General features: G+C 55.2%; 18 protein-coding genes and 4 tRNA genes. 10 read left to right on the top strand and 12 right to left on the bottom strand.

Features of this window, described 5'->3' with window-relative positions:
• Window positions 1–43: 43 nt before the first annotated feature.
• Window positions 44–119: transfer RNA gene (locus tag FN633_RS01940), tRNA-Asn, on the bottom strand.
• A 162-nt stretch (window positions 120–281) separates the two neighbouring features.
• Between FN633_RS01940 and FN633_RS01935 the strand changes: the two genes are divergently transcribed.
• Both FN633_RS01935 and FN633_RS01930 read left to right on the top strand, forming a co-directional pair.
• A complete protein-coding gene (locus FN633_RS01935) occupies window positions 282–1,757 on the top strand; it encodes an EmmdR/YeeO family multidrug/toxin efflux MATE transporter (protein WP_154056552.1) in 1,476 nt (491 codons plus the stop codon).
• A 121-nt stretch (window positions 1,758–1,878) separates the two neighbouring features.
• Window positions 1,879–1,954, top strand: a tRNA-Asn gene (locus tag FN633_RS01930).
• A 41-nt stretch (window positions 1,955–1,995) separates the two neighbouring features.
• Here the strand turns inward: FN633_RS01930 and FN633_RS01925 are convergent.
• Complete coding sequence (locus FN633_RS01925; protein WP_154056551.1) at window positions 1,996–3,450, bottom strand: AMP nucleosidase; 1,455 nt, start codon at window positions 3,448–3,450, stop codon at window positions 1,996–1,998.
• A 143-nt stretch (window positions 3,451–3,593) separates the two neighbouring features.
• On the opposite strand from FN633_RS01925, the gene FN633_RS01920 reads away from it, so the two are divergent.
• On the top strand, window positions 3,594–4,760 hold the full coding sequence (locus FN633_RS01920) for a hypothetical protein (RefSeq protein ID WP_154056550.1): 1,167 nt from the start codon (window positions 3,594–3,596) through the stop codon (window positions 4,758–4,760).
• 30 nt (window positions 4,761–4,790) lie between these two features.
• Here the strand turns inward: FN633_RS01920 and FN633_RS01915 are convergent, their stop codons facing one another.
• The 5 genes from FN633_RS01915 to FN633_RS01895 form a co-directional block, all read right to left on the bottom strand.
• On the bottom strand, window positions 4,791–4,931 hold the full coding sequence (locus FN633_RS01915; RefSeq protein ID WP_154056549.1) for a hypothetical protein: 141 nt from the start codon (window positions 4,929–4,931) through the stop codon (window positions 4,791–4,793).
• A 91-nt stretch (window positions 4,932–5,022) separates the two neighbouring features.
• Window positions 5,023–6,141: a mechanosensitive ion channel family protein gene (locus FN633_RS01910; RefSeq protein WP_154056548.1), complete on the bottom strand. Its 1,119-nt coding sequence runs from the start codon at window positions 6,139–6,141 to the stop codon at window positions 5,023–5,025.
• Between the two features lie 137 nt (window positions 6,142–6,278).
• Window positions 6,279–6,355, bottom strand: a tRNA-Val gene (locus tag FN633_RS01905).
• 10 nt (window positions 6,356–6,365) lie between these two features.
• Window positions 6,366–6,442, bottom strand: a tRNA-Val gene (locus FN633_RS01900).
• 172 nt (window positions 6,443–6,614) lie between these two features.
• Entirely contained in the window at window positions 6,615–7,358 is a 744-nt protein-coding gene (locus tag FN633_RS01895; protein WP_154056547.1) for an SDR family NAD(P)-dependent oxidoreductase, read from the bottom strand.
• Window positions 7,359–7,449: 91 nt separating this feature from the next.
• On the opposite strand from FN633_RS01895, the gene FN633_RS01890 reads away from it, so the two are divergent.
• A complete protein-coding gene (locus FN633_RS01890; protein ID WP_154056546.1) occupies window positions 7,450–8,004 on the top strand; it encodes a TetR/AcrR family transcriptional regulator in 555 nt (184 codons plus the stop codon).
• Between the two features lie 50 nt (window positions 8,005–8,054).
• On the opposite strand, the gene mdtK is transcribed toward FN633_RS01890, so the two are convergent.
• Complete coding sequence (mdtK, locus tag FN633_RS01885) at window positions 8,055–9,428, bottom strand: MdtK family multidrug efflux MATE transporter (RefSeq protein WP_154056545.1); 1,374 nt, start codon at window positions 9,426–9,428, stop codon at window positions 8,055–8,057.
• A 228-nt stretch (window positions 9,429–9,656) separates the two neighbouring features.
• Between mdtK and FN633_RS01880 the strand changes: the two genes are divergently transcribed.
• Entirely contained in the window at window positions 9,657–10,307 is a 651-nt protein-coding gene (locus tag FN633_RS01880) for a riboflavin synthase (RefSeq protein WP_042394719.1), read from the top strand.
• A gap of 66 nt (window positions 10,308–10,373) precedes the next feature.
• Here FN633_RS01880 and cfa read toward each other — a convergent pair whose 3' ends face one another.
• Window positions 10,374–11,522: a cyclopropane fatty acyl phospholipid synthase gene (cfa, locus tag FN633_RS01875; protein ID WP_154056544.1), complete on the bottom strand. Its 1,149-nt coding sequence runs from the start codon at window positions 11,520–11,522 to the stop codon at window positions 10,374–10,376.
• A 265-nt stretch (window positions 11,523–11,787) separates the two neighbouring features.
• Complete coding sequence (gene punC / locus FN633_RS01870) at window positions 11,788–12,945, bottom strand: purine nucleoside transporter PunC (protein WP_154058795.1); 1,158 nt, start codon at window positions 12,943–12,945, stop codon at window positions 11,788–11,790.
• Between the two features lie 135 nt (window positions 12,946–13,080).
• Here punC and punR point away from each other — a divergent pair, with 135 nt between their 5' ends.
• A complete protein-coding gene (gene punR, locus FN633_RS01865) occupies window positions 13,081–13,992 on the top strand; it encodes a DNA-binding transcriptional activator PunR (protein WP_154056543.1) in 912 nt (303 codons plus the stop codon).
• A 30-nt stretch (window positions 13,993–14,022) separates the two neighbouring features.
• Here punR and purR read toward each other — a convergent pair whose 3' ends face one another.
• Window positions 14,023–15,048 (bottom strand): HTH-type transcriptional repressor PurR, encoded by a 1,026-nt coding sequence (purR, locus tag FN633_RS01860; RefSeq protein ID WP_042394706.1) that lies wholly within the window; start codon window positions 15,046–15,048, stop codon window positions 14,023–14,025.
• A gap of 297 nt (window positions 15,049–15,345) precedes the next feature.
• Here purR and cydH point away from each other — a divergent pair, with 297 nt between their 5' ends.
• Both cydH and FN633_RS01850 read left to right on the top strand, forming a co-directional pair.
• Window positions 15,346–15,435 (top strand): cytochrome bd-I oxidase subunit CydH, encoded by a 90-nt coding sequence (gene cydH, locus FN633_RS01855; protein ID WP_103820868.1) that lies wholly within the window; start codon window positions 15,346–15,348, stop codon window positions 15,433–15,435.
• 181 nt (window positions 15,436–15,616) lie between these two features.
• Window positions 15,617–16,783, top strand: a complete 1,167-nt coding sequence (locus FN633_RS01850; RefSeq protein ID WP_154056542.1) for an MFS transporter — start codon at window positions 15,617–15,619, stop codon at window positions 16,781–16,783.
• A 42-nt stretch (window positions 16,784–16,825) separates the two neighbouring features.
• Here FN633_RS01850 and FN633_RS01845 read toward each other — a convergent pair whose 3' ends face one another.
• On the bottom strand, window positions 16,826–17,671 hold the full coding sequence (locus tag FN633_RS01845) for a C40 family peptidase (RefSeq protein ID WP_154056541.1): 846 nt from the start codon (window positions 17,669–17,671) through the stop codon (window positions 16,826–16,828).
• A 335-nt stretch (window positions 17,672–18,006) separates the two neighbouring features.
• On the opposite strand from FN633_RS01845, the gene grxD reads away from it, so the two are divergent.
• Together grxD and tssB are read left to right on the top strand one after the other, a co-directional pair.
• Window positions 18,007–18,354: a monothiol glutaredoxin 4 gene (gene grxD / locus FN633_RS01840; RefSeq protein ID WP_042394696.1), complete on the top strand. Its 348-nt coding sequence runs from the start codon at window positions 18,007–18,009 to the stop codon at window positions 18,352–18,354.
• 301 nt (window positions 18,355–18,655) lie between these two features.
• The coding region (gene tssB, locus FN633_RS01835; protein WP_154058794.1) for a type VI secretion system contractile sheath small subunit at window positions 18,656–19,103 on the top strand (448 nt) is incomplete at its 3' end.

Below are 19,103 nucleotides of genomic sequence, written 5' to 3'. Positions count from 1 at the left end.
TGAACAAAGCAAAAAGCCCGCTAAAAAGCGGGCTTCTTTAATATGGCTCCTCTGACTGGACTCGAACCAGTGACATACGGATTAACAGTCCGCCGTTCTACCGACTGAACTACAGAGGAATCGTGTGAACGCAGCGAATATTAGCGGCTAAAAATTTTTTGTCAAACCTCATTTGAATCAATGGCGTTCGTCTGCTGCTTCTCTCGCCACTCTGTTGTTTTTCGCAACAAAATAGCGGCAAAATACTTTGCAGGATCGGCATTTCTCCCTCATCATTTGAAATGAGGTTTCAACTTTCTCTCGCACTCTCGCTAAGGTCCATTTTGAACGTCACTGCCGCTCTACGACAGGCCGTCGTGCGCACGTCCTGGTATAAAAAACGTAATAGTTACCGAGTCCTCTTCTGGCGTGAGATCACGCCCCTGGCGGTACCTATCTTTCTGGAAAACACCTGCGTACTGCTGATGGGGGTGCTGAGCACCTTTCTGGTCAGTTGGTTAGGTAAAGAGGCAATGGCAGGCGTCGGCCTGGCCGATAGCTTTAATATGGTGGTGATGGCCTTTTTCGCCGCGATTGATCTGGGGACCACCGTCGTGGTTGCCTTCAGCCTGGGCAAGCGTGACCGACGGCGCGCGCGAGCGGCTGCGCGGCAATCGCTGGTGATCATGACCCTTTTTGCCGCCGTGCTGGCGGCGGTGATCCACTACTTTGGCGCGCAAATTATTAACGTCGTGGCAGGAGAAGCGACGCCACAGGTCAAAGCGCTGGCGCTGACCTATCTGGAACTGACGGTGCTGAGCTATCCGGCGGCAGCGATTGCGCTCATCGGCAGCGGGGCGCTGCGCGGGGCTGGGAATACCAAAATTCCGCTGATGATTAATGGCGGCATGAACATTCTTAATATCATTATCAGCAGCGCGCTGATCTATGGCGTTTTCTCCTGGCCCGGCATCGGCTTTGCCGGTGCCGGGTTGGGTTTGACGATCTCCCGTTACATTGGCGCAGTAGCAATTATTTGGGTGTTGATGATCGGCTTTAACCCGGCCCTGCGCATTACCCTCAAAAGCTACTTCAAACCGCTTAACTTCGCTATCGTCTGGGAAGTGATGGGTATTGGCGTTCCGGCCAGCATTGAGTCGGTACTTTTTAACAGCGGCAAGCTGCTGACGCAGATCTTTGTGGCCGGGATGGGTACCAACGTCATTGCGGGGAACTTTATTGCCTTCTCCGTGGCGGCGTTAATCAACCTGCCGGGCAACGCACTGGGATCCGCCTCAACGATCATCACCGGCAGGCGGTTGGGTAAGGGGCAGATTGGCCAAGCCGAGCGCCAGCTACGCCACGTTTTCTGGCTATCGACAATCGGGCTAACTGCTATTGCCTGGTTCAGCGCGCCGTTTGCCGGTCTGCTGGCTGCGTTCTATACCCCGGAACAGGATGTGCAGGAGGTGGTAAAAGTGCTGCTCTGGCTTAATGCCGCCTTTATGCCTATTTGGGCTGCATCATGGGTACTGCCGGCGGGGCAGAAGGGCGCACGTGACGCGCGCTTTGCGATGTGGGTCTCGATGCTTGGCATGTGGGGCTGCCGCGTGGTGGCAGGCTATACGCTTGGCGTGGTGCTGGGCATGGGCGTGGTCGGCGTCTGGCTGGGGATGTTCTTCGACTGGGCGGTGCGCGGCGTGTTCTTTTACTGGCGTATGGTCAGCGGCCGCTGGCTGTGGAAATATCCGCGGGTTAAGCGACAGGATGTACAGTAAATATTCGGGCAGTGCGGATTTTTGTGCGACTTGAGGAATAAATGGGCAATCGGTCGTTTTTTTTAAATCACCCTTTGACAAGGCCACCCCTCGTCGTTAATATTCGCCCCGTTCACACGATTCCTCTGTAGTTCAGTCGGTAGAACGGCGGACTGTTAATCCGTATGTCACTGGTTCGAGTCCAGTCAGAGGAGCCAAATTAAAGAAGCCCGCTTTTTAGCGGGCTTTTTGCTTTTACTTACCGGAACGGCGGCTCGTTAAAGGTTCTTAGCTTACGCGAGTGCAGGCGGTCGCCTTCGGCGCGCAGCAGATCAATCGCCCGGATCCCTATCTGTAAGTGCTCTGAAATCGCCCCCTCATAAAAACGGTTGGCCTGACCCGGCAGCTTGATCTCACCGTGCAGCGGCTTGTCAGAGACGCAGAGCAGGGTGCCGTAGGGAACGCGGAAGCGATAGCCCTGGGCAGCAATGGTGGCGCTCTCCATATCGATTGCCACCGCGCGGCTCAGGTTAAAGCGCAGAGCCGAGGCGCTGTAGCGCAGCTCCCAGTTGCGGTCGTCGGTGGTGACCACGGTCCCGGTACGCAGCCGTTGCTTGACCTCTTCACCGGGCATACCGCTTACCGCTTTCGTGGCGTCATAAAGCGCACGCTGAACTTCGGCGATGCTCGGGATAGGAATATCCGGCGGCAGTACCGCATCCAGAACATGATCGTCGCGCAGATAGGCGTGCGCCAGCACGTAGTCACCGATGGACTGACTTTCACGCAGGCCGCCGCAGTGGCCAATCATCAGCCACAGGGCAGGGCGCAGCACGGCGAGGTGATCGCAGATGGTTTTGGCATTTGACGGCCCTACGCCGATGTTAACCAGCGTAATCCCTTCGCCATCGGCAGTGATCAGGTGCCAGGCGGGCATCTGGTGCTTCTTCCATGCCAGATCGGAAATGGCTTCTTCCGGCGCTTCGGTCTCGGCGGTGATCCAGACGCCGCCCGCGCAGGAGAGCGCAATATAGGGGCTGTCGGGATCGAGGATCTGGCTACAGCCCCAGCGTACAAACTCGTCCACGTAGCGGGTGTAGTTGGTAAACAGCACGAAGGGCTGGAAATGCTCTACAGGCGTGCCGGTGTAGTGACGCAGGCGAGCCAGTGAGAAATCGACCCGGCGGGCATCAAAGTGCGACAGCGGATAGAGCTCGGTGGGATGAAACAGCCCATCGGCGGTCTCGTCGCCAATCTGTGCCAGCTCGGTTGTCGGGAAGTGGCGGGTCAGCCCGGCGCTCATGGAGCGATCCAGCGTCAGCGCAGAGCCGTCAATCACGTACGGATAGGGGATCTCATGCTGGGAGGGGCCCACTTCGATTCGTGCGCCATAGTCATTGTACAGCAGCGTTAACTGTTCCAGCAGGTAGGTGCGAAACAGGCCCGGACGGGTGATCGTGGTGGTATAGCGGCCCGAATGTGTAAAGCGACCGTAGGCCCGCGTTTTCGGCGGATTGGTGGTATTGCCATCCCAGGAGACAGACAGCTCCGGATAGACAAACTTGCCCTGGGCACGCGTCAGGGTATCGGGTAGCGAACCATCCTCTATATACAGGCCAATAGCATCGCGTAGCGCATTGACCGACTGCTCATACAGCGCATCAAGCTTCTCCAGCGCCTGTTCAGGCGTTAAACCTTCACCCATGTTATGCATCGTTATCTCCTTGTTCGCAGGTATGCTGACATAAACGATAGTATGTCACAGCAATATGAAACAAAAGGGTGGGATAATTTCATACTTTAGCGACGTTCTGCCTGCCTATACTCCTGTGATCGATCGCTGCCGGATCTCCTTAGATGTCGATTATAGAACGTCTCTTTACTATTCAGCATGGAAGCCAGAAGATCATGGCGCTATTCCTGTTGGTTACGCTCTCCCTTCAAGCTCATTATGCCTACGGCCACTACCCGCCGGATCTCCCAGCGGAGTGTAGCAGTAGCCTGGATGAGGCAGGGCGTGGTCGCTGCCTGCTGGATCGCGTTTACCAGGCTGGCGATGTGGTCGCCGAAGCCGGTTTAGACGGAGCGGTATACCGCCAGCAGGCGAGTGTCGCGCTGACGCAAATAGAAGAGATGGCTGCGCCGCCGGCCTTGCTGCTGGCGGAAGCGCGTTTCGCCTGGGCCTGGGCCAACGATGCGGATAACGCCGTCTTTATGGATCCGCCGACCGAAGAGACGAGCAGGCTCACCGTTTTGCACTACCAGAGGGTCTGCTTTCCTCCTCATCCAGAGACGGCCAGCGCTGACCTCAATATCGCCCAGCTGCTGTGTACCGTTGCGAGGCAGCGTATCCATCTATTAGAAAATGGCCTTAATCACGCTCTGCCGAAGGGGGCCGGTATGAAGGCGATGCTGGGGTTTATTACGCGCTACCCTCTCATGAAAAGCGAGGCGGGGCTGGATGAGGCTAACCTGCGCCTGGCGCGAAGGTTGGTGGTGCTGGGCCTGGGATTCGCTTCAGCCGAGCGGGCAGGAACACAGTCCAAACAGGCGGCGGGGCTTGCTTTTCTGATGCTGTCGGTGGCTGAGGCCCAGGGCGATCCGCCGGATCGCGAGGCGATTGCCTTCGCGGCTGGTATCGTTCAGCTTGTCGATCTAGCACGGCCTGCGGATCGTCCCCGGCAGGATTACAACATTAAGCTGGTCGCCTTGAGCCACCGCCTGGTGACTGAAGCATTCCCGCCGGAAAGCCGCGTCGTCGTTAATAGCAACCAGCTGCAAACGGATATGGATCTCGATATTGCGCTAAATCCAATCTATCCACCGGCTATGCGCAGCGCGGCGGCAGAGGAGGCGAAAGCGCTAGTAGAGAGGCTGACCCAGCATGCCGTGCAGCAGCGGGATTACGCCACACAGCGGGAGCAGTTAGAGGTGGTGCAAACGCTTTTTGAGCGGCTGGAGCACTATAATCCAGAGCCAGAGCAGCCCTCGCAGTTTGCCGCCGTCTGCCCTGTTGAGATATAAAAAAACCGGCCAGAGCGGCCGGTTCAGGTATCAGATTTTGCAGGCGTCGCCGCAGTCATCATCGGCGATAATCGCCTGCGCTTTTTTATCAGCGTCATCCAGACGTTCCGCATTGCGCTCCTGCGCTTCGTCAAGCCCGGCAAACTCCAGGTTGTCGAGATCAATTTCCATTAGCTACCCCTTTTAAAAGCCGATTGAATGAACACTGTAGCATTATATGCCATCCGCCATGGATGGCGAGAAATGCTCAACCCCAGTTAAATCAGGCCTCCTTGGGCCAGCGCTGCATCGTAACGGGGAATGGCGTTGCCTCTGGCTGGGCTGGGGTTCTTACCACCAGGCTTGGCAGGGCCAGCTCAATCTCATTTTCATTCAGCTTTTCAATAATGCGGATATTGATCTCCTGTTGAATATCCATGTACTTGTTGTAATCCGCCGTATTGACGATATGCACGACCTCAAAGGTCAAGCGATCCGCATTAAACGCCAGCAGGTGGGCGCGGTCGAACTTCGTCTCGCCGACCTCGTTAATGATGGTTTTGACCATATCACCTATGATGCGCAGCTTTTCCGGCGGGGTACCGAGCGCCACACCAAAGGTGAAAACGATACGGCGGGTCTGCATACGCTTGTAGTTATGAATGGTCTGTTGCAGCAGCTGGGCGTTAGCGCAGACGATCTGCTCTCCGCTGAGGCTGCGTATACGGGTCGTTTTGAGTCCGATGTGCTCAATGGTACCGGCCACGTCGTTAAACACCACGAAGTCGCCAATCTCAAAGGGCTTATCGAAGCCGATCGACAGGGAAGCGAAAACATCGCTCAGCACGGTCTGCACTGCCAGTGCGATGGCAATACCACCGACGCCAAGGCTGGCAACCAGGGCGGTAATATCGACGCCAATATTCGCCAGAATCGACAGCAGCATCATCGACCAGACAATTACGCGCAGGATCATACCCAGAATGACCATCGTCACCGGGTTTTTATTCGATCCTGGCGCATAGAGCAGATGGCGCATCCAGGACTGCACACCCTGATCGAGCCAGATAGCAATCTGGATAGCGATAACAAAGAACCAGATGTGGGACACCGTCGAGAACAGGCGATCGGGAAGGTCAACGAAGCGCAGGCTGAATAAAAAAGCGGCAATAAAGAGAAGGAGTTTGTTGGTTCGCTTCAATATATCGAACGCGATAAAGCGGGAGTGGGTGCTGTTTTCCTCTTTTTTACTGGCCTGTTGAATGGTTTTATACGCAAAGTTCAGCAGCCGGTTTGTCAGCCAATAGGTAATCAACGTGACAAAAAAGACGATAGCCAGATTGATCCAAAACGCGGGTGACATCAACACCGTAACTATATTGAGTCGTGCCAAATACTCCATTTTACCTCCAGTCTATAGCGCAAGAACACTAGAGTATAGACGCCATGAATCAGAGGTCAGCATTGAAATGGTAAACGGATCAGATGAGATACGGGAAGCAAAACTGAGGAAAAAGCACCAAATCACAGGAAATGATTTGGTGCGTCCGAGTGGACTCGAACCACCGACCCCCACCATGTCAAGGTGGTGCTCTAACCAACTGAGCTACGGACGCACTAAGGAGATGGTGCGTTCAATTGGACTCGAACCAACGACCCCCACCATGTCAAGGTGGTGCTCTAACCAACTGAGCTATGAACGCAACGTTGTGTGTGACAACGGGGACGAATATTAGCGGCAGGCGGCGACTGTGGCAAGCACAAAAAAGCAGTTTTATCACTGATTTCACGCGATTGCAGAACTTTTATACATAAAGCTCACATTGCATTGAAGCATAAGGATGATTTTTAATCATAAATCCTTTTGCACTGTCTTTAGACGGCGATAAAACCGCCATCGACAAACAGCTCTTCGCCACCCACAAAGCTGCTCTCTGCGGAGGCCAAAAACAGTACCGCCTTAGAAACTTCTTCGGGCTGGGCCAGCCTGCCGAATGGCGTCGTCTGCTGCATCCACTCCTCAGCGCCAGTATTGCTATCCAGATAGGCCTGCATTGCAGGAGTCATAACCATGCCTGGCGACACCGTATTAACGCGAATGCCCCGGCTTTTCAGGTCAGTTGTCCAGGTTCGGGCGAATGAGCGGATTGCTGCTTTTGTGGCGCTATACACAGAGAGGCCAGCAATGCCGGTACTCCCCGCAACCGAGCCAGCGAGCACAACCGCACCGCCAGAAGACATCAGGGGTAAGGCTTTTTGTACGGTTAAGACCGTACCCTTGACGTTAATGGTAAAGACCCGGTCAAAGTGATCCTCATCAATACTGCCGATGGGGGCAGATTCGGACACCCCGGCATTGGCGAAGACCACATCAATACGGCCATGATCCTCCGCTATTTTTGCATAGAGCCTGTCAAGGTCGGCACCCATGCCGACGTCCCCCTGAATGCCTACGGCACCGTTACCGATCTCGTTAAGTGCCTCATCAAGGCGCTCCTGACGACGACCGGTGATATAGACGTGCGCGCCTTCTGCCGCAAACATCTTCGCTGTCGTCAAACCGATACCGTCGCTACCACCGGTAATCACCACGACCTTTTTTTCGAATCTCATCGACATAGATAGTCTCGCTCTTCATTAAGTGGAGGGTTGCTCCATTTATTATGTGGAGTTACCCTCCATTTAGCAAGCATCACAGGAGAAAAAAGAGTTGGCTCACGAACCCCCATTGCGCGCCGATGCGCAGCGAAACAAAACGCGAATTCTCGCTGCGGCCGAGGAGATTTTTTATGAAAGGGGCGCAGGCGTCTCGTTAGAAGATGTCGCGAAGCGTGCTGGCGTCGGCATTGGCACGCTCTATCGACGCTTCCCGACCCGTGAAGCGCTGCTGGCGGCGGCGTATAGCGATCGGTTTTTGGCTTTATCAGAGGCCAGCCGGGTAAGAGCCCCTTCGCTTGAGCCGCTGGATGCGTTGCGGTTGTATCTCGAAGAGCTCGTCCAGTATACCAATGTCTACCGTGGCATTGCGGCGTCGCTCGGTACGGTTCTTCAGATCGGAACGCCAGGATGTGTTGCAACCCGCGAGGAGGGGACGCGACTTTTGCAGAATGGACAAGCGGCAGGAGCAGTTCGGAGTGATATCAGCTTTGATGATCTGGTGTGTATTGCAACGGCAATTTCACTGGCGACTGAGCAAGACAGCGCCCCGCAACCGCATATTGCGCATCTGGTCGGTCTCTTTCTGCATGGCATTGCCTTACGCTAGCGGCGTTTAACCGCAGATAAAAAAGCCGCCCGTAGGCGGCTAGTCGTGAATTAACGCGCGGCGCGCTGGAGGATCACTCTGGAAGGCTGCCGCTGTAGGAAACGCATACGCAGCATCATCAGGATCGCCGCCGAGGTCAGGCCGATAATAAAGCCTATCCAGAAGCCCGCCGGACCCATGCGATCGACTACCAGATCGGTCAGTGCCAGGACGTAGCCGCTCGGTAGGCCCAGCACCCAGTAGGCGGTGAAGGTGATAAAAAAGATCGAGCGAGTATCTTTATAGCCACGAAGAATGCCGCTGCCCACCACCTGAATAGAGTCAGAGATCTGATAGATTGCCGCCAGCAGCATCAGCTGTGCCGCCAGGTGCACTACCTCGGGGTTATCGTTGTAGAGCAGGGCGATATGCTCCCGCAGCGATACGGTAAAGATAGCGGTAAGCACCGCCATGCAGACGCCGACGCCCAAACCCGTGCGCGCGGCGGTCTGCGCCTCCAGGGTTGAACCCTGTCCAAGGCGAAAACCGACGCGGATGGTCACCGCCGCCGCCAGCGACATCGGCAGGACAAACATCAGCGAGCTAAAGTTAAGGGCGATCTGGTGGCCAGCCACGTCAACGATGCCCAGCGGGGATACCAGCAGCGCGACCACGGCAAACAGCGTCACCTCAAAAAAGAGCGCCAGCGCGATCGGCAGGCCAAGCTGCACCAGACGTTTAAGAACGCTGAAGTCGGGCCCGGCAACGTGCTGATCCTGGCGAATATCGCGCATGGAGCGGGCGCGTTTGATGTAGGAGAGCATACAGATAAACATCACCCAGTAGACCGCCGCAGTAGCGACGCCGCAGCCGACGCCGCCCAGCTCCGGCATGCCGAAGTGACCGTAGATAAAGATATAGTTAACCGGAATATTCACCAGCAGGCCGATAAAGCCAAACACCATGCCGGGCTTGGTCTTCGCCAGCCCCTCGCACTGGTTACGCGCCACCTGGAAGAAAAGGTAGCCCGGCGCACCGCAGAGCAGGGCGCGGAGGTAGCGTACGGCTTTATCCGCCAGCTCGGGATCAATGTTATGCATGGCATGAATAATATGACCGGCATTCCAGAGGACGACCATAATTAATACCGAGACAAAGCCCGCCAGCCAGAATCCCTGACGCACCTGTTGCGCAATGCGGTCCCGACGACCTGAACCGTTAAGCTGAGCGATAACCGGCGTCAGCGCCAGCAGCAGGCCGTGACCAAAGAGAATGGCCGGGAGCCAGATAGAGGTTCCGATCGCGACGGCCGCCATATCGGTGGCGCTGTAGCCGCCCGCCATGACCGTATCCACAAATCCCATCGCGGTTTGCGCCACTTGCGCAAGGATCACCGGGATAGCCAGCGCCAGCAGCTGGCGTGCTTCGATATAATACTTCTGCACGGAAACACCTGTATATTGTTGTTATAGGAAAGCATGAAAAAGCCGCCGTAACAGGCAGCAAGAAGAAATTGCAGGATAAATAGCCAGACTATTGTAACGGGGAACAGCGAATATGCCAGAGAAAAAACAGCCTGGGTGGGTGCAGCGCTGGCAACCTCTTTTTTCACCTGTTATTGTGCAATTATCAAAACGGCTTGCGCCGAATTAATGGTTACAGGAGTTGTAGGCATGTTTACTGGTATTGTACAGGGCACGGCAAAAATCGTGTCCATTGATGAAAAACCCAACTTCCGCACCCACGTCGTCGAGCTGCCGGAGGCGATGCTGCCGGGGCTGGAGACCGGTGCGTCTGTGGCGCATAACGGCTGCTGCCTGACTGTCACCAGCATCAACGGCCCGCTGGTGAGCTTTGACCTGATGAAAGAGACGCTGCGTATTACCAACCTTGGCGAGCTGAGCGTTGGCAGCGAGGTGAACGTTGAGCGAGCGGCGAAGTTCAGCGATGAAATCGGCGGCCATCTGATGTCGGGGCATATTATTACCACCGCCGAGGTGGTGAAAATTCTGGCCTCTGAAAATAACCGTCAAATCTGGTTTAAAGTTCAGGACGCCAACCTGATGAAATATATTCTTTATAAAGGCTACGTTGGCGTAGATGGTATTAGCCTGACGGTGGGTGAGGTTACGCCGACGCGTTTCTGTGTGCATCTGATCCCCGAAACGCTGGAGCGCACCACGCTGGGCAATAAAAAGTTGGGCCACAGGGTAAATATCGAGATCGACCCGCAGACCCAGGCGATTGTGGATACGGTAGAGCGCGTGCTGGCCAGCCGTGAAGCAGCGATGATTGCCGCCTCGGTCAGCGGCAGCGAAGAGTAATCAACAAAAAACCCCGGCGCGCCGGGGTTTTTCATCACTATGTATTAGCGCGCTACGCGCAGGGTATTAGCGCGCCACGCGCAGGCCGTTTTCGACGCCGCGGCTAAACACCACCTGCCAAAGTTGAATATCCCGCGCACGAAACGCGCCCGCACAGGCGTTCAGATAATAGCTGAACATGCGCTTAAAGCGTTCAGAGTAGTTATCGGCAATTTCCGGCCATGTCGCCATGAAACGCTCGTGCCAGGCCATCAGGGTGGTATCGTAATCGGCACCAAAGTTATGCCAGTCCTCCATGATAAAATGGGGCTCGCTGGCATTGGCAATCTGGCGTACCGACGGCAGGCAGCCGTTGGGGAAGATATACTTATCGATCCACGGGTCAACGTGATGGTCGGTTTTTTTCGAGCCAATGGTATGGAGCAGGAATAGGCCGTCGGGCTTGAGGTTGCGATCGACCACCTCAAAATAGGTGGCATAGTTTTTGGGGCCCACGTGCTCAAACATGCCGACCGAGACCACGCGGTCAAACTGATCTTTAAGATCGCGGTAATCCTGAAGCAGGATCGTCACATCCAGCCCTTCGCAGCGCGCCTGGGCCATCTTTTGCTGCTCTGCTGAAATGGTCACGCCGGTCACGCTGACGCCGTAGTTTTTAGCCATAAACCAGGCCAGACCACCCCAGCCGCAGCCGATATCCAACACGCGCATGCCTGGCTGCAGCTGCAGTTTTTCACAGATGAGACGCAGCTTGGCCTCCTGCGCCTCTTCCAGCGTCTGGGCCTCTTTCCAGTAGGCGCACGAGTATTGCATATAGGGATCGAGCATGCGGCTGAAGAGATCGTTACCGAGATCGTAGTGCTCTTTACCCACGATCCAGGCACGCTTCTGAGTTTGCAGGTTAAGCACTCGCGCCGCGGCGATACGCAGCGTATCTTTGATGTGGCGCGGCATCTGGTCTTCCAGCCCGGCACGGAGCACTTTACTGAAGAACATATCTAGCCGGTCACACTCCCACCAGCCGTCCATATAGCTCTCACCCAGCCCCAGCGAGCCTTCTTTTAACACGCGCTTAAAAAAATGGGGGTTTTTCACCTGGATATCCGACGGGGCGGTACCGTTGACGTTGATCCCCGCGCGGCTTAACAGTTCGCTTGCGATACGGAACCAGTTATCGCTCTGTATGTTGACTTCTTCTATACACGATGAACTCATAGCTTCTCCATCACCCTATGTGATCAGAACCTTCAAACAGCGTAGACGCTTTTAATGGTTTGTGAGAAATCCCACGGAACGGGCCGTGAGCTTGATATCCGACGTAGAACAGAGGAAGGGAGATAGCCCTTGCCGAAAATGCCGTCCATGGAAGAACAGGCGTACTCCGACGCCTGTTAATACATATTTTTTGCTATTAAGAATTATCGAATTGAGTATAGGCCGCAAAAACGGGTCGTTCAACCTATTATCATTAGTTAACTAATTATTTTACGGCCTGTTTTTGCACCCAATAGCCCAGCCCGGCAAGCAGCACGGTCAACAGCATCACGCTGGTCGTGGCGAGCAGCGGTGTTGCGATAAGCGTTGAAACCAGCAGGCTGGCGAAAAAGCAGAGGCCCAGCTGGAGGGTGTTTTGCAGCGCCGCCGCGCGTCCTGCACCCTGTGGAAACGGGCTTAGCGCCTGGGCCACAACAATCGGATAGATCGCACCGTTAGCCATCGCCATGACGCAGAACGGAGCCAGCAGCAGCGTTAATGAAACCTGCGGGATAAATGAGACCAGCCAGACGGCAACCACGCTCAGCGCATAGAGCGCCAGCAGCCAGGGCAGCATACGTGGCCCCTGCCAGCGTTGCAGCGCGGCGCGACAGCCGTAGCCGCCCAGCAGAAAGGCGATGGTCTGCGGGACGTAGCTCAACCCAATCGCCGTAGGACCATAGCCCAGCGCGTTGAGGATAAACGGTGAGCCGGTAAGCCAGGCGAAAAAGCTGGCCGAGCAGGCGGCGTAGATGGTGACGTTTCCACAGTAAAAGCGGGAGCGTAACAGCAGCCCAAAGGTAACGGGCGTCGTCTGCGAATGGCGCTTTTTCACCGGTTTTTTAAGGCGCAGGGCAGGCAGCATCAGCAGCAGCGTGATGACAAACAGCACCATGAAGATTGTCTGCCAGTGGGAGTGAGCAAGGATCCAGCTCCCCAGCAGCGGCGCGAGGGCGGGTGACAATCCTACTAGCGGCATGATGGTGGCAAAAATACGGTTGACCCGCTGAGCCGGATAATAGTCCGTTACCAGCGTCTGCCAGCTGACCGCCGCGGCACAGACTCCTACGGCCTGAACAAAACGCAGCACCAGCAGCGTGGTGCCGTCGCGAACCCACAGCATGCCGATGCAGCCGAAAGCAAACAATCCTAGCCCACAGAGCAGTATCGGCCTGCGGCCAAAGCGATCGGAGAGTGGGCCCCATACCAGCTGGGCAAGGGCGAAACCGGCCAGAAACAGGCTCAGGCTGGCGCTTACGGCCGATGCAGGGGTGTTGAGATCCTGCTGAATAGCGGTAAACGCTGGCAGATACATATCCGTTGCCAGAAAGCCCAGCACGCTTAATCCCGCTAGCCAGACTAAAAATCCTTTACCAGGTAACATCATCACTCCTTCTTATTATCTTTTACACGACAGGTGAACAGCACAGATCACAAAGCGGCAAAGTGTAGGCAGTGCATTCCCGCTTGTGAAACGGTAATATTTGCGTGGTGCATTCAAATTTTTTGCAGGCAGAATATGTGGTCAGATTACTCCCTTGAAGTGGTAGATACCGTTGCCCGTACCGGCAGCTTTAGCGCCGCCGCCCATGAGCTGCACCGGGTTCCCTCTGCTATCAGCTACACGGTTCGTCAGCTGGAGGAGTGGCTTGCCGTGCCGTTGTTCGAACGACGTCATCGGGATGTCGTATTGACCCCCGCAGGCAGCTGGTTTTTGCAGGAGGGGCGGTCTGTCATCAAAAAAATGCAGGTCACCCGGCAGCAGTGCCAGCAGATAGCCAACGGCTGGCGCGGTCAGCTCGCTATTGCGGTAGATAATATTGTGCGTCCCGAGCGCACCCGGCAAATGATCGTCGACTTCTACCGGCACTTTTCAGACGTGGAGCTGCTGGTGTCGAAAGAGGTATTTAATGGCGTCTGGGATGCGCTGGCCGATGGGCGCGTGGAGCTGGCCATCGGGGCGACCCAGGCCATACCGGTGGGCGGGCGCTTTGCCTTTCGCGATATGGGAATGCTCAACTGGCGCTGCGTGGTGGCCGCTCATCACCCGCTGGCGGGCAGGCGTGGCCCGCTGAGTGACGATCTTCTGCGCGGCTGGCCATCGCTGGTGTGGGAAGATACCTCCCGTCTGCTGCCTAAAAGGATCACCTGGCTGCTGGACAACCAGCGGCGAATGGTGGTGCCGGACTGGACCTCTTCAGCAGAATGCCTGAGCGCCGGACTGTGCATCGGTATGGTGCCAGGCCATTTTGCGCGGCCGTGGCTCGATCGCGGCGAGTGGGTGGAGCTCCAGCTGGAAGAGTCGTTTCCGGATGCTGCTTGCTGCCTGACCTGGCAGCAAAACGATAATTCCCCCGCGCTGGGCTGGCTGCTGGACTATTTAGGCGATAGCGAAACGCTTAATCGGGAGTGGCTGCGGGAGCCTGAGTAACCGGCTCCCGAGGTTTTTAGCGGTGCGATCTTAACGGCGATAGTCGCGGAAGGGACCGTCAGCGACCGAGCGGCGCTCGATCAGTCGAGGATGAACCTCAATCGACTGGGACTCTTCACGCTTATTCACGATGCGATCCATCAGCATATTAAAGGCGGTTTCCCCCAGCGAGTCTTTGGGCTGGTGGATGGTAGTCAGTGCAGGGGTGAAGAACCGGGCGTTACGCACGTTATCATAGCCGATTAGCGAGACATCCTGTGGCACGCGCAGCCCCATCTCGTCAACGGCGCAGAGCGCGCCCATCGCCATCACATCGCCGCCGCAGAATACGGCAGTAGGGCGGTGCGATTGGGAGAGGATCTGCTGCATCGCGCGGTAGCCGGATTCAGGTTCAAAGTCGCCCTGTACAATCCAGTTCTCCGGCACGCTGATCAGCGCCTCTTCCATGGCTTTCATAAAACCAGCCAGACGACCCGCGCCGGTATTGCGCTCAAGCGGGCCAGGGATCACGCCAATCTCACGATGGCCGCGCTCGACCAAATAGCGACCAGCCATATACCCGCCTTCAAAGGCGTTATCGATCACCGAGTCAGTAAAGTCTGCTTTTGCCTCACCCCAGTCCATCACGACCATGGGGATATGGCGATACTCCTCCAGCATGCTCAGCAGCGGGGCGGGGTACTCGGAACACATCACCAGCAGGCCATCGACGCGCTTCTGCGCCATCATCGACAGATAGGCACCCTGCTTCTCCAGGTTGTTCCAGGCATTACCCAGGATCAGGGTGTAGCCTTTTTGGAAGCAGTTCTTCTCTACCGCCTCGATAATCTCGGCAAAGTAGGGCGCTTCGCTGCTGGTCGCCAGCAGGCCGATCGATTTGGTATGGTTAACCTTCAGGCTGCGGGCCACGGCGCTGGGTGAATAGTGCAGCTCTTTAATGGCTGCCCATACCGCGTTACGCGTCTCTTCTGCCACAAAGCGAGTTTTGTTAATAACATGTGATACGGTTGTGGTGGAAACGTTTGCTCGTTTCGCTACGTCTTTTATAGTTGCCATTCAATGTCACTCCAAACCACGACGTAAGCTCCTGAAAATAGTGTAGGTAAACGTTTGCCTCTACTCAGCCTGCACGCAACTTTTGGGGATGCGATTCGCCGGGAAAACGACACGGAACGTCAGGAGGGGTCTATGGCCGGTACGCGAATAAATTTAGCGTGGAATTTTGTCTTATCTTGATGAAAAGGGGAAGCGTTAAAACGCATATCACCCCAAATCAAAGAAGATTTTTGCCCATAAATGTGTAAAAATGCGCAAGCTCACTTTTTGTGGGGTAATAAGAATGGAGAGAAATTGATGAGTGCAGATCTGAAGTTTTCCCTGATGACCACCGTTGTTGTGCTGGGCCTGATTGTTGCCGGTGCGCTGACCGCTGCGTTAAATTGATTCAGTATGAGGGAGAGTCCTCTCCCTCTGCTTGTTATCTCCGCTACTCCCCTGCTAATTGTTAGCAAAATGGCAATAAACTTTTGTTAGTTTGATAACTTCTGTTTTTTTGTGATAAATGTCATGCTTTTGGCTTCTGTGACGGTGTCGCCTGTCGACACGGCAATTCTGGAGTCAAAATATGAAAATCAACTTTCCCCTGCTGGCCCTGGCGATAGGGGCATTTGGCATCGGTACCACCGAGTTCTCCCCGATGGGCCTGCTGCCGACGATCGCTCGTGGGGTAGATGTCTCTATACCGGCAGCGGGAATGCTCATCAGCGCCTACGCCATTGGCGTGATGGTGGGGGCCCCGCTAATGACGCTGCTGCTCTCCCATCGCGCCCGTCGTAGCGCGCTGATCTTCCTGATGGCTATCTTTACCCTGGGCAACGTGCTGTCCGCACTCTCTCCTGACTATACCACCCTGCTGCTGTCGCGCATTATCACCAGCCTTAACCACGGGGCCTTCTTTGGCCTGGGATCGGTGGTGGCGGCCAGCGTCGTGCCTAAAGAGAAGCAGGCCAGCGCGGTGGCAACCATGTTTATGGGGCTGACCATCGCCAACATCGGCGGCGTACCGGCGGCCACCTGGCTGGGTGAAACCATCGGCTGGCGAATGTCGTTTCTTGCCACGGCGGGTCTCGGCGTGATCTCGATGCTTAGCCTATTCTTCTCTCTGCCAAAAGGCAGCGCCGGGCAGCGTCCGGATGTGCGTAAAGAGCTGGCCGTGCTGGTGCGTCCGCAGGTGCTGTCGGCTTTACTGACCACCGTGCTGGGCGCGGGGGCGATGTTTACGCTCTATACCTATATCGCACCGGTACTGCATGAGATCGCTCATGCCACGCCGCTGTTTGTGACTGCAATGCTGGTGCTGATCGGGGTTGGCTTCTCCATCGGCAACTACCTCGGCGGCAAGCTGGCGGATCGCTCCGTAAGCGGCACCCTTAAAGGCTTTTTCCTGCTGCTGATCGTTATCATGCTGGCCATTCCGCTTCTGGCCCGTAGCGAGCTGGGTGCGGCGGTGAGCATGGTCATCTGGGGTGCAGCGACCTTTGCCGTGGTGCCACCGCTGCAGATGCGCGTGATGCGTGTGGCTCATGAAGCGCCAGGCCTGTCGTCATCCGTTAATATCGGAGCCTTTAACCTGGGCAATGCGCTGGGTGCAGCGGCAGGTGGGGCGGTGATCTCCGGCGGGCTGGGGTATAGCGTGGTACCCGTTACCGGGGCGCTGATTGCAGTGCTGGCGCTGTTGCTGGTGCTGGTCTCTGGACGGGGCAAAGCCGAACGCGAATACGCGGTGGAGTAAACGTAAAGAAAGTGTCCTGCCGCAGACCGGCAGGACACTGAATTAACGAAGGGTTTTAGAGGTCATCACCCGGCGCGCGCCCACGTAGTGGCGCTGCCAGTAATCTTCGCTCAGGGAGGTGATCTGAATATCCTGGCCGCTGCGCGGAGACTGGATGAATTTACCGTTACCGACGTAGACGCCGACGTGATCGGCGGTGCCCCGGCCCTGGGTGCGGAAGAAGACCAGATCGCCACTCTGCAACTCACCGGTGTCGACCGGAGAAGCATCGCGCAGGTGATACATCTCATTGGCCGTGCGCGGGATGCGGAACTTGACCAGATCTTTATAGGCGTAATAGACCAGACCGCTGCAGTCAAAGCCGGTACGCGGGGAGGAGCCACCCCAGCGATAGGGCTTGCCGATCTGATCCATCAGTTTATTCATGGCGGTTTTCTGTGCTTTTTGCATCCGCGCCTTATGCAGATCCGCCAGCGTCTCTGGCTTATCGCCTTTTACCTTCACGCAGCGTGTCTTGTGGCCTTTACGCGCGGTGCACTTTTCCGCTAAAGCGACGGCGGCAATCTTGTCTGGGCTGGTTTTCGTGCGGCGAGAGGCGACTTTACTGGCTTTCGCGCTGTTTGATGCGCGCTTGGTGCTGGAGGAGGCGGTTTTAGCGGTGCTTGCCTTTTTACTGGTTTTTTTCGTTGTGTTTTTTGCAGTGCCACTGCTTTTCTTTGAAGTCTTTTGGTTAGTGCTTTTACTGTTTCGCTCTGATGCTTTTGCCAAATGCGTTTTTTGCACGGCAGAGGGCCGCGCCTGTTCTGATGCCCCGGCCAGCGGCGAGAACGTCAGCGAGGCAAAAACTAAAGCACAGAGCGTGATCGAGATTTTATTTATCCGCGCCACTGAGCAATCCCCTGAGTCAGTCAAGTAACGAATACGACATGCGTGTGATTTACAAAACTCGTCGATTCTAAAGCATAAAATGGCAAAAAGTTAATAAACTTTTTGCATCACAGCTCTGTTTCGTTAGCAAGCGCAAAAAAAAGCATCAGTTATCCCGCTTTAACGCTCACGAGATGACCAGTTGTGAAGGCCCTGGCGCTAAGCAGCACAATTTTTACGGCAACTTTATCCTTCAGGCGATAAACTAACGGTTGGTGAACAAAATGTTATTTTACCTGCTGGTGTGAAAAGCTAGAATGTCACACCACGCCGTAAGACGTTAAGGAAGTAAGACAATGAGCACAACCGTAGAGAAAATTCAGCAGCAGATCGCTGAAAACCCGATCCTTCTGTATATGAAAGGCTCCCCTAAGCTGCCGAGCTGCGGCTTCTCCGCCCAGGCCGTGCAGGCGCTCTCCGCGTGCGGCGAGCGTTTTGCCTATGTTGATATCCTGCAGAACCCGGACATCCGCGCTGAACTGCCAAAATACGCTAACTGGCCGACCTTCCCACAGCTGTGGGTTGACGGCGAACTGGTTGGCGGCTGCGATATCATCATTGAGATGTACCAGCGCGGCGAGCTGCAGACGCTGATCAAAGAGACGGCGGCGAAGTACAAAACTGAAGAGCCTGACGCCGAGTAAGCGTTACCGCCTGCATAAAAGCCTTTCAAACAGATGAAGCCAGACAGTTAAATAACTGCCTGGCTTTTTTTTACATCCTTAGATGCATTTATATCAGCAGTAAAATAAATGCCGCATAATATTTCCGCTTGTTTCCATTTTAAATATTTTTACTTATGTCACTGTCAAATTCCTAATTTTCAAAAAGGCCGCTTTGTTTGCTTTACCCTGCGCTAAATTAGGCGTAAATAGTAATGCGTCCGTTAACCCTGGTGGCAATATACCTGGCAGGGATGTTAATTAATTCAGGAGACAAATATATATGTCTGAATCATTTCAGAATGAGATACCTCGTGCGCGTGTAAATATAAAACTGGATCTTGTTACAGGGGGCGCGCAGAAAAAAGTGGAGCTGCCGCTTAAGCTCCTTAGCGTAGGCGATTTCAGCAATGGCAAAGCCGAGGGCCCGCTTTCCGAGCGAGAGAAGATAAACATCAACAAAAACAATTTTAATAGCGTGCTGGCGGATCTTAATCCCCAAATCAATCTCATCGTTAAAAATACCCTCGTGGACGACGGCTCGGAAGAGAACGTGCATCTCTCCTTTCAGAGTATGAAGGATTTTGAACCGGAGGCGGTGGCGCGCCAGATACCGCAGCTTCGGGCCATGCTATCTATGCGTAATCTGTTACGCGATTTGAAATCTAACCTGCTTGATAACGTCACTTTCCGAAAAGAACTCGAAATCATCTTAAAAGATCCCGCGCTTT

This window comes from Pseudescherichia vulneris (assembly GCF_902164725.1).
In the GTDB taxonomy this organism is placed as follows: domain Bacteria; phylum Pseudomonadota; class Gammaproteobacteria; order Enterobacterales; family Enterobacteriaceae; genus Pseudescherichia; species Pseudescherichia vulneris.
Note: the sequence above shows the minus strand (reverse complement) of the source record. Positions and strands in the feature narration are given on the sequence as shown.

What these genes read in the sequence shown, in the direction of transcription:
- FN633_RS01935 (WP_154056552.1), top strand. Translation starts at nt 282, where the DNA reads ATGAGGTTTCAACTTTCTCTCGCACTCTCGCTAAGGTCCATTTTGAAC.
- FN633_RS01925 (WP_154056551.1), bottom strand. Translation starts at nt 3,450, where the DNA reads ATGCATAACATGGGTGAAGGTTTAACGCCTGAACAGGCGCTGGAGAAG.
- FN633_RS01920 (WP_154056550.1), top strand. Translation starts at nt 3,594, where the DNA reads ATGTCGATTATAGAACGTCTCTTTACTATTCAGCATGGAAGCCAGAAG.
- FN633_RS01915 (WP_154056549.1), bottom strand. Translation starts at nt 4,931, where the DNA reads ATGGAAATTGATCTCGACAACCTGGAGTTTGCCGGGCTTGACGAAGCG.
- FN633_RS01910 (WP_154056548.1), bottom strand. Translation starts at nt 6,141, where the DNA reads ATGGAGTATTTGGCACGACTCAATATAGTTACGGTGTTGATGTCACCC.
- FN633_RS01895 (WP_154056547.1), bottom strand. Translation starts at nt 7,358, where the DNA reads ATGTCGATGAGATTCGAAAAAAAGGTCGTGGTGATTACCGGTGGTAGC.
- FN633_RS01880 (WP_042394719.1), top strand. Translation starts at nt 9,657, where the DNA reads ATGTTTACTGGTATTGTACAGGGCACGGCAAAAATCGTGTCCATTGAT.
- cfa (WP_154056544.1), bottom strand. Translation starts at nt 11,522, where the DNA reads ATGAGTTCATCGTGTATAGAAGAAGTCAACATACAGAGCGATAACTGG.
- punC (WP_154058795.1), bottom strand. Translation starts at nt 12,945, where the DNA reads ATGTTACCTGGTAAAGGATTTTTAGTCTGGCTAGCGGGATTAAGCGTG.
- punR (WP_154056543.1), top strand. Translation starts at nt 13,081, where the DNA reads ATGTGGTCAGATTACTCCCTTGAAGTGGTAGATACCGTTGCCCGTACC.
- purR (WP_042394706.1), bottom strand. Translation starts at nt 15,048, where the DNA reads ATGGCAACTATAAAAGACGTAGCGAAACGAGCAAACGTTTCCACCACA.
- cydH (WP_103820868.1), top strand. Translation starts at nt 15,346, where the DNA reads ATGAGTGCAGATCTGAAGTTTTCCCTGATGACCACCGTTGTTGTGCTG.
- FN633_RS01850 (WP_154056542.1), top strand. Translation starts at nt 15,617, where the DNA reads ATGAAAATCAACTTTCCCCTGCTGGCCCTGGCGATAGGGGCATTTGGC.
- grxD (WP_042394696.1), top strand. Translation starts at nt 18,007, where the DNA reads ATGAGCACAACCGTAGAGAAAATTCAGCAGCAGATCGCTGAAAACCCG.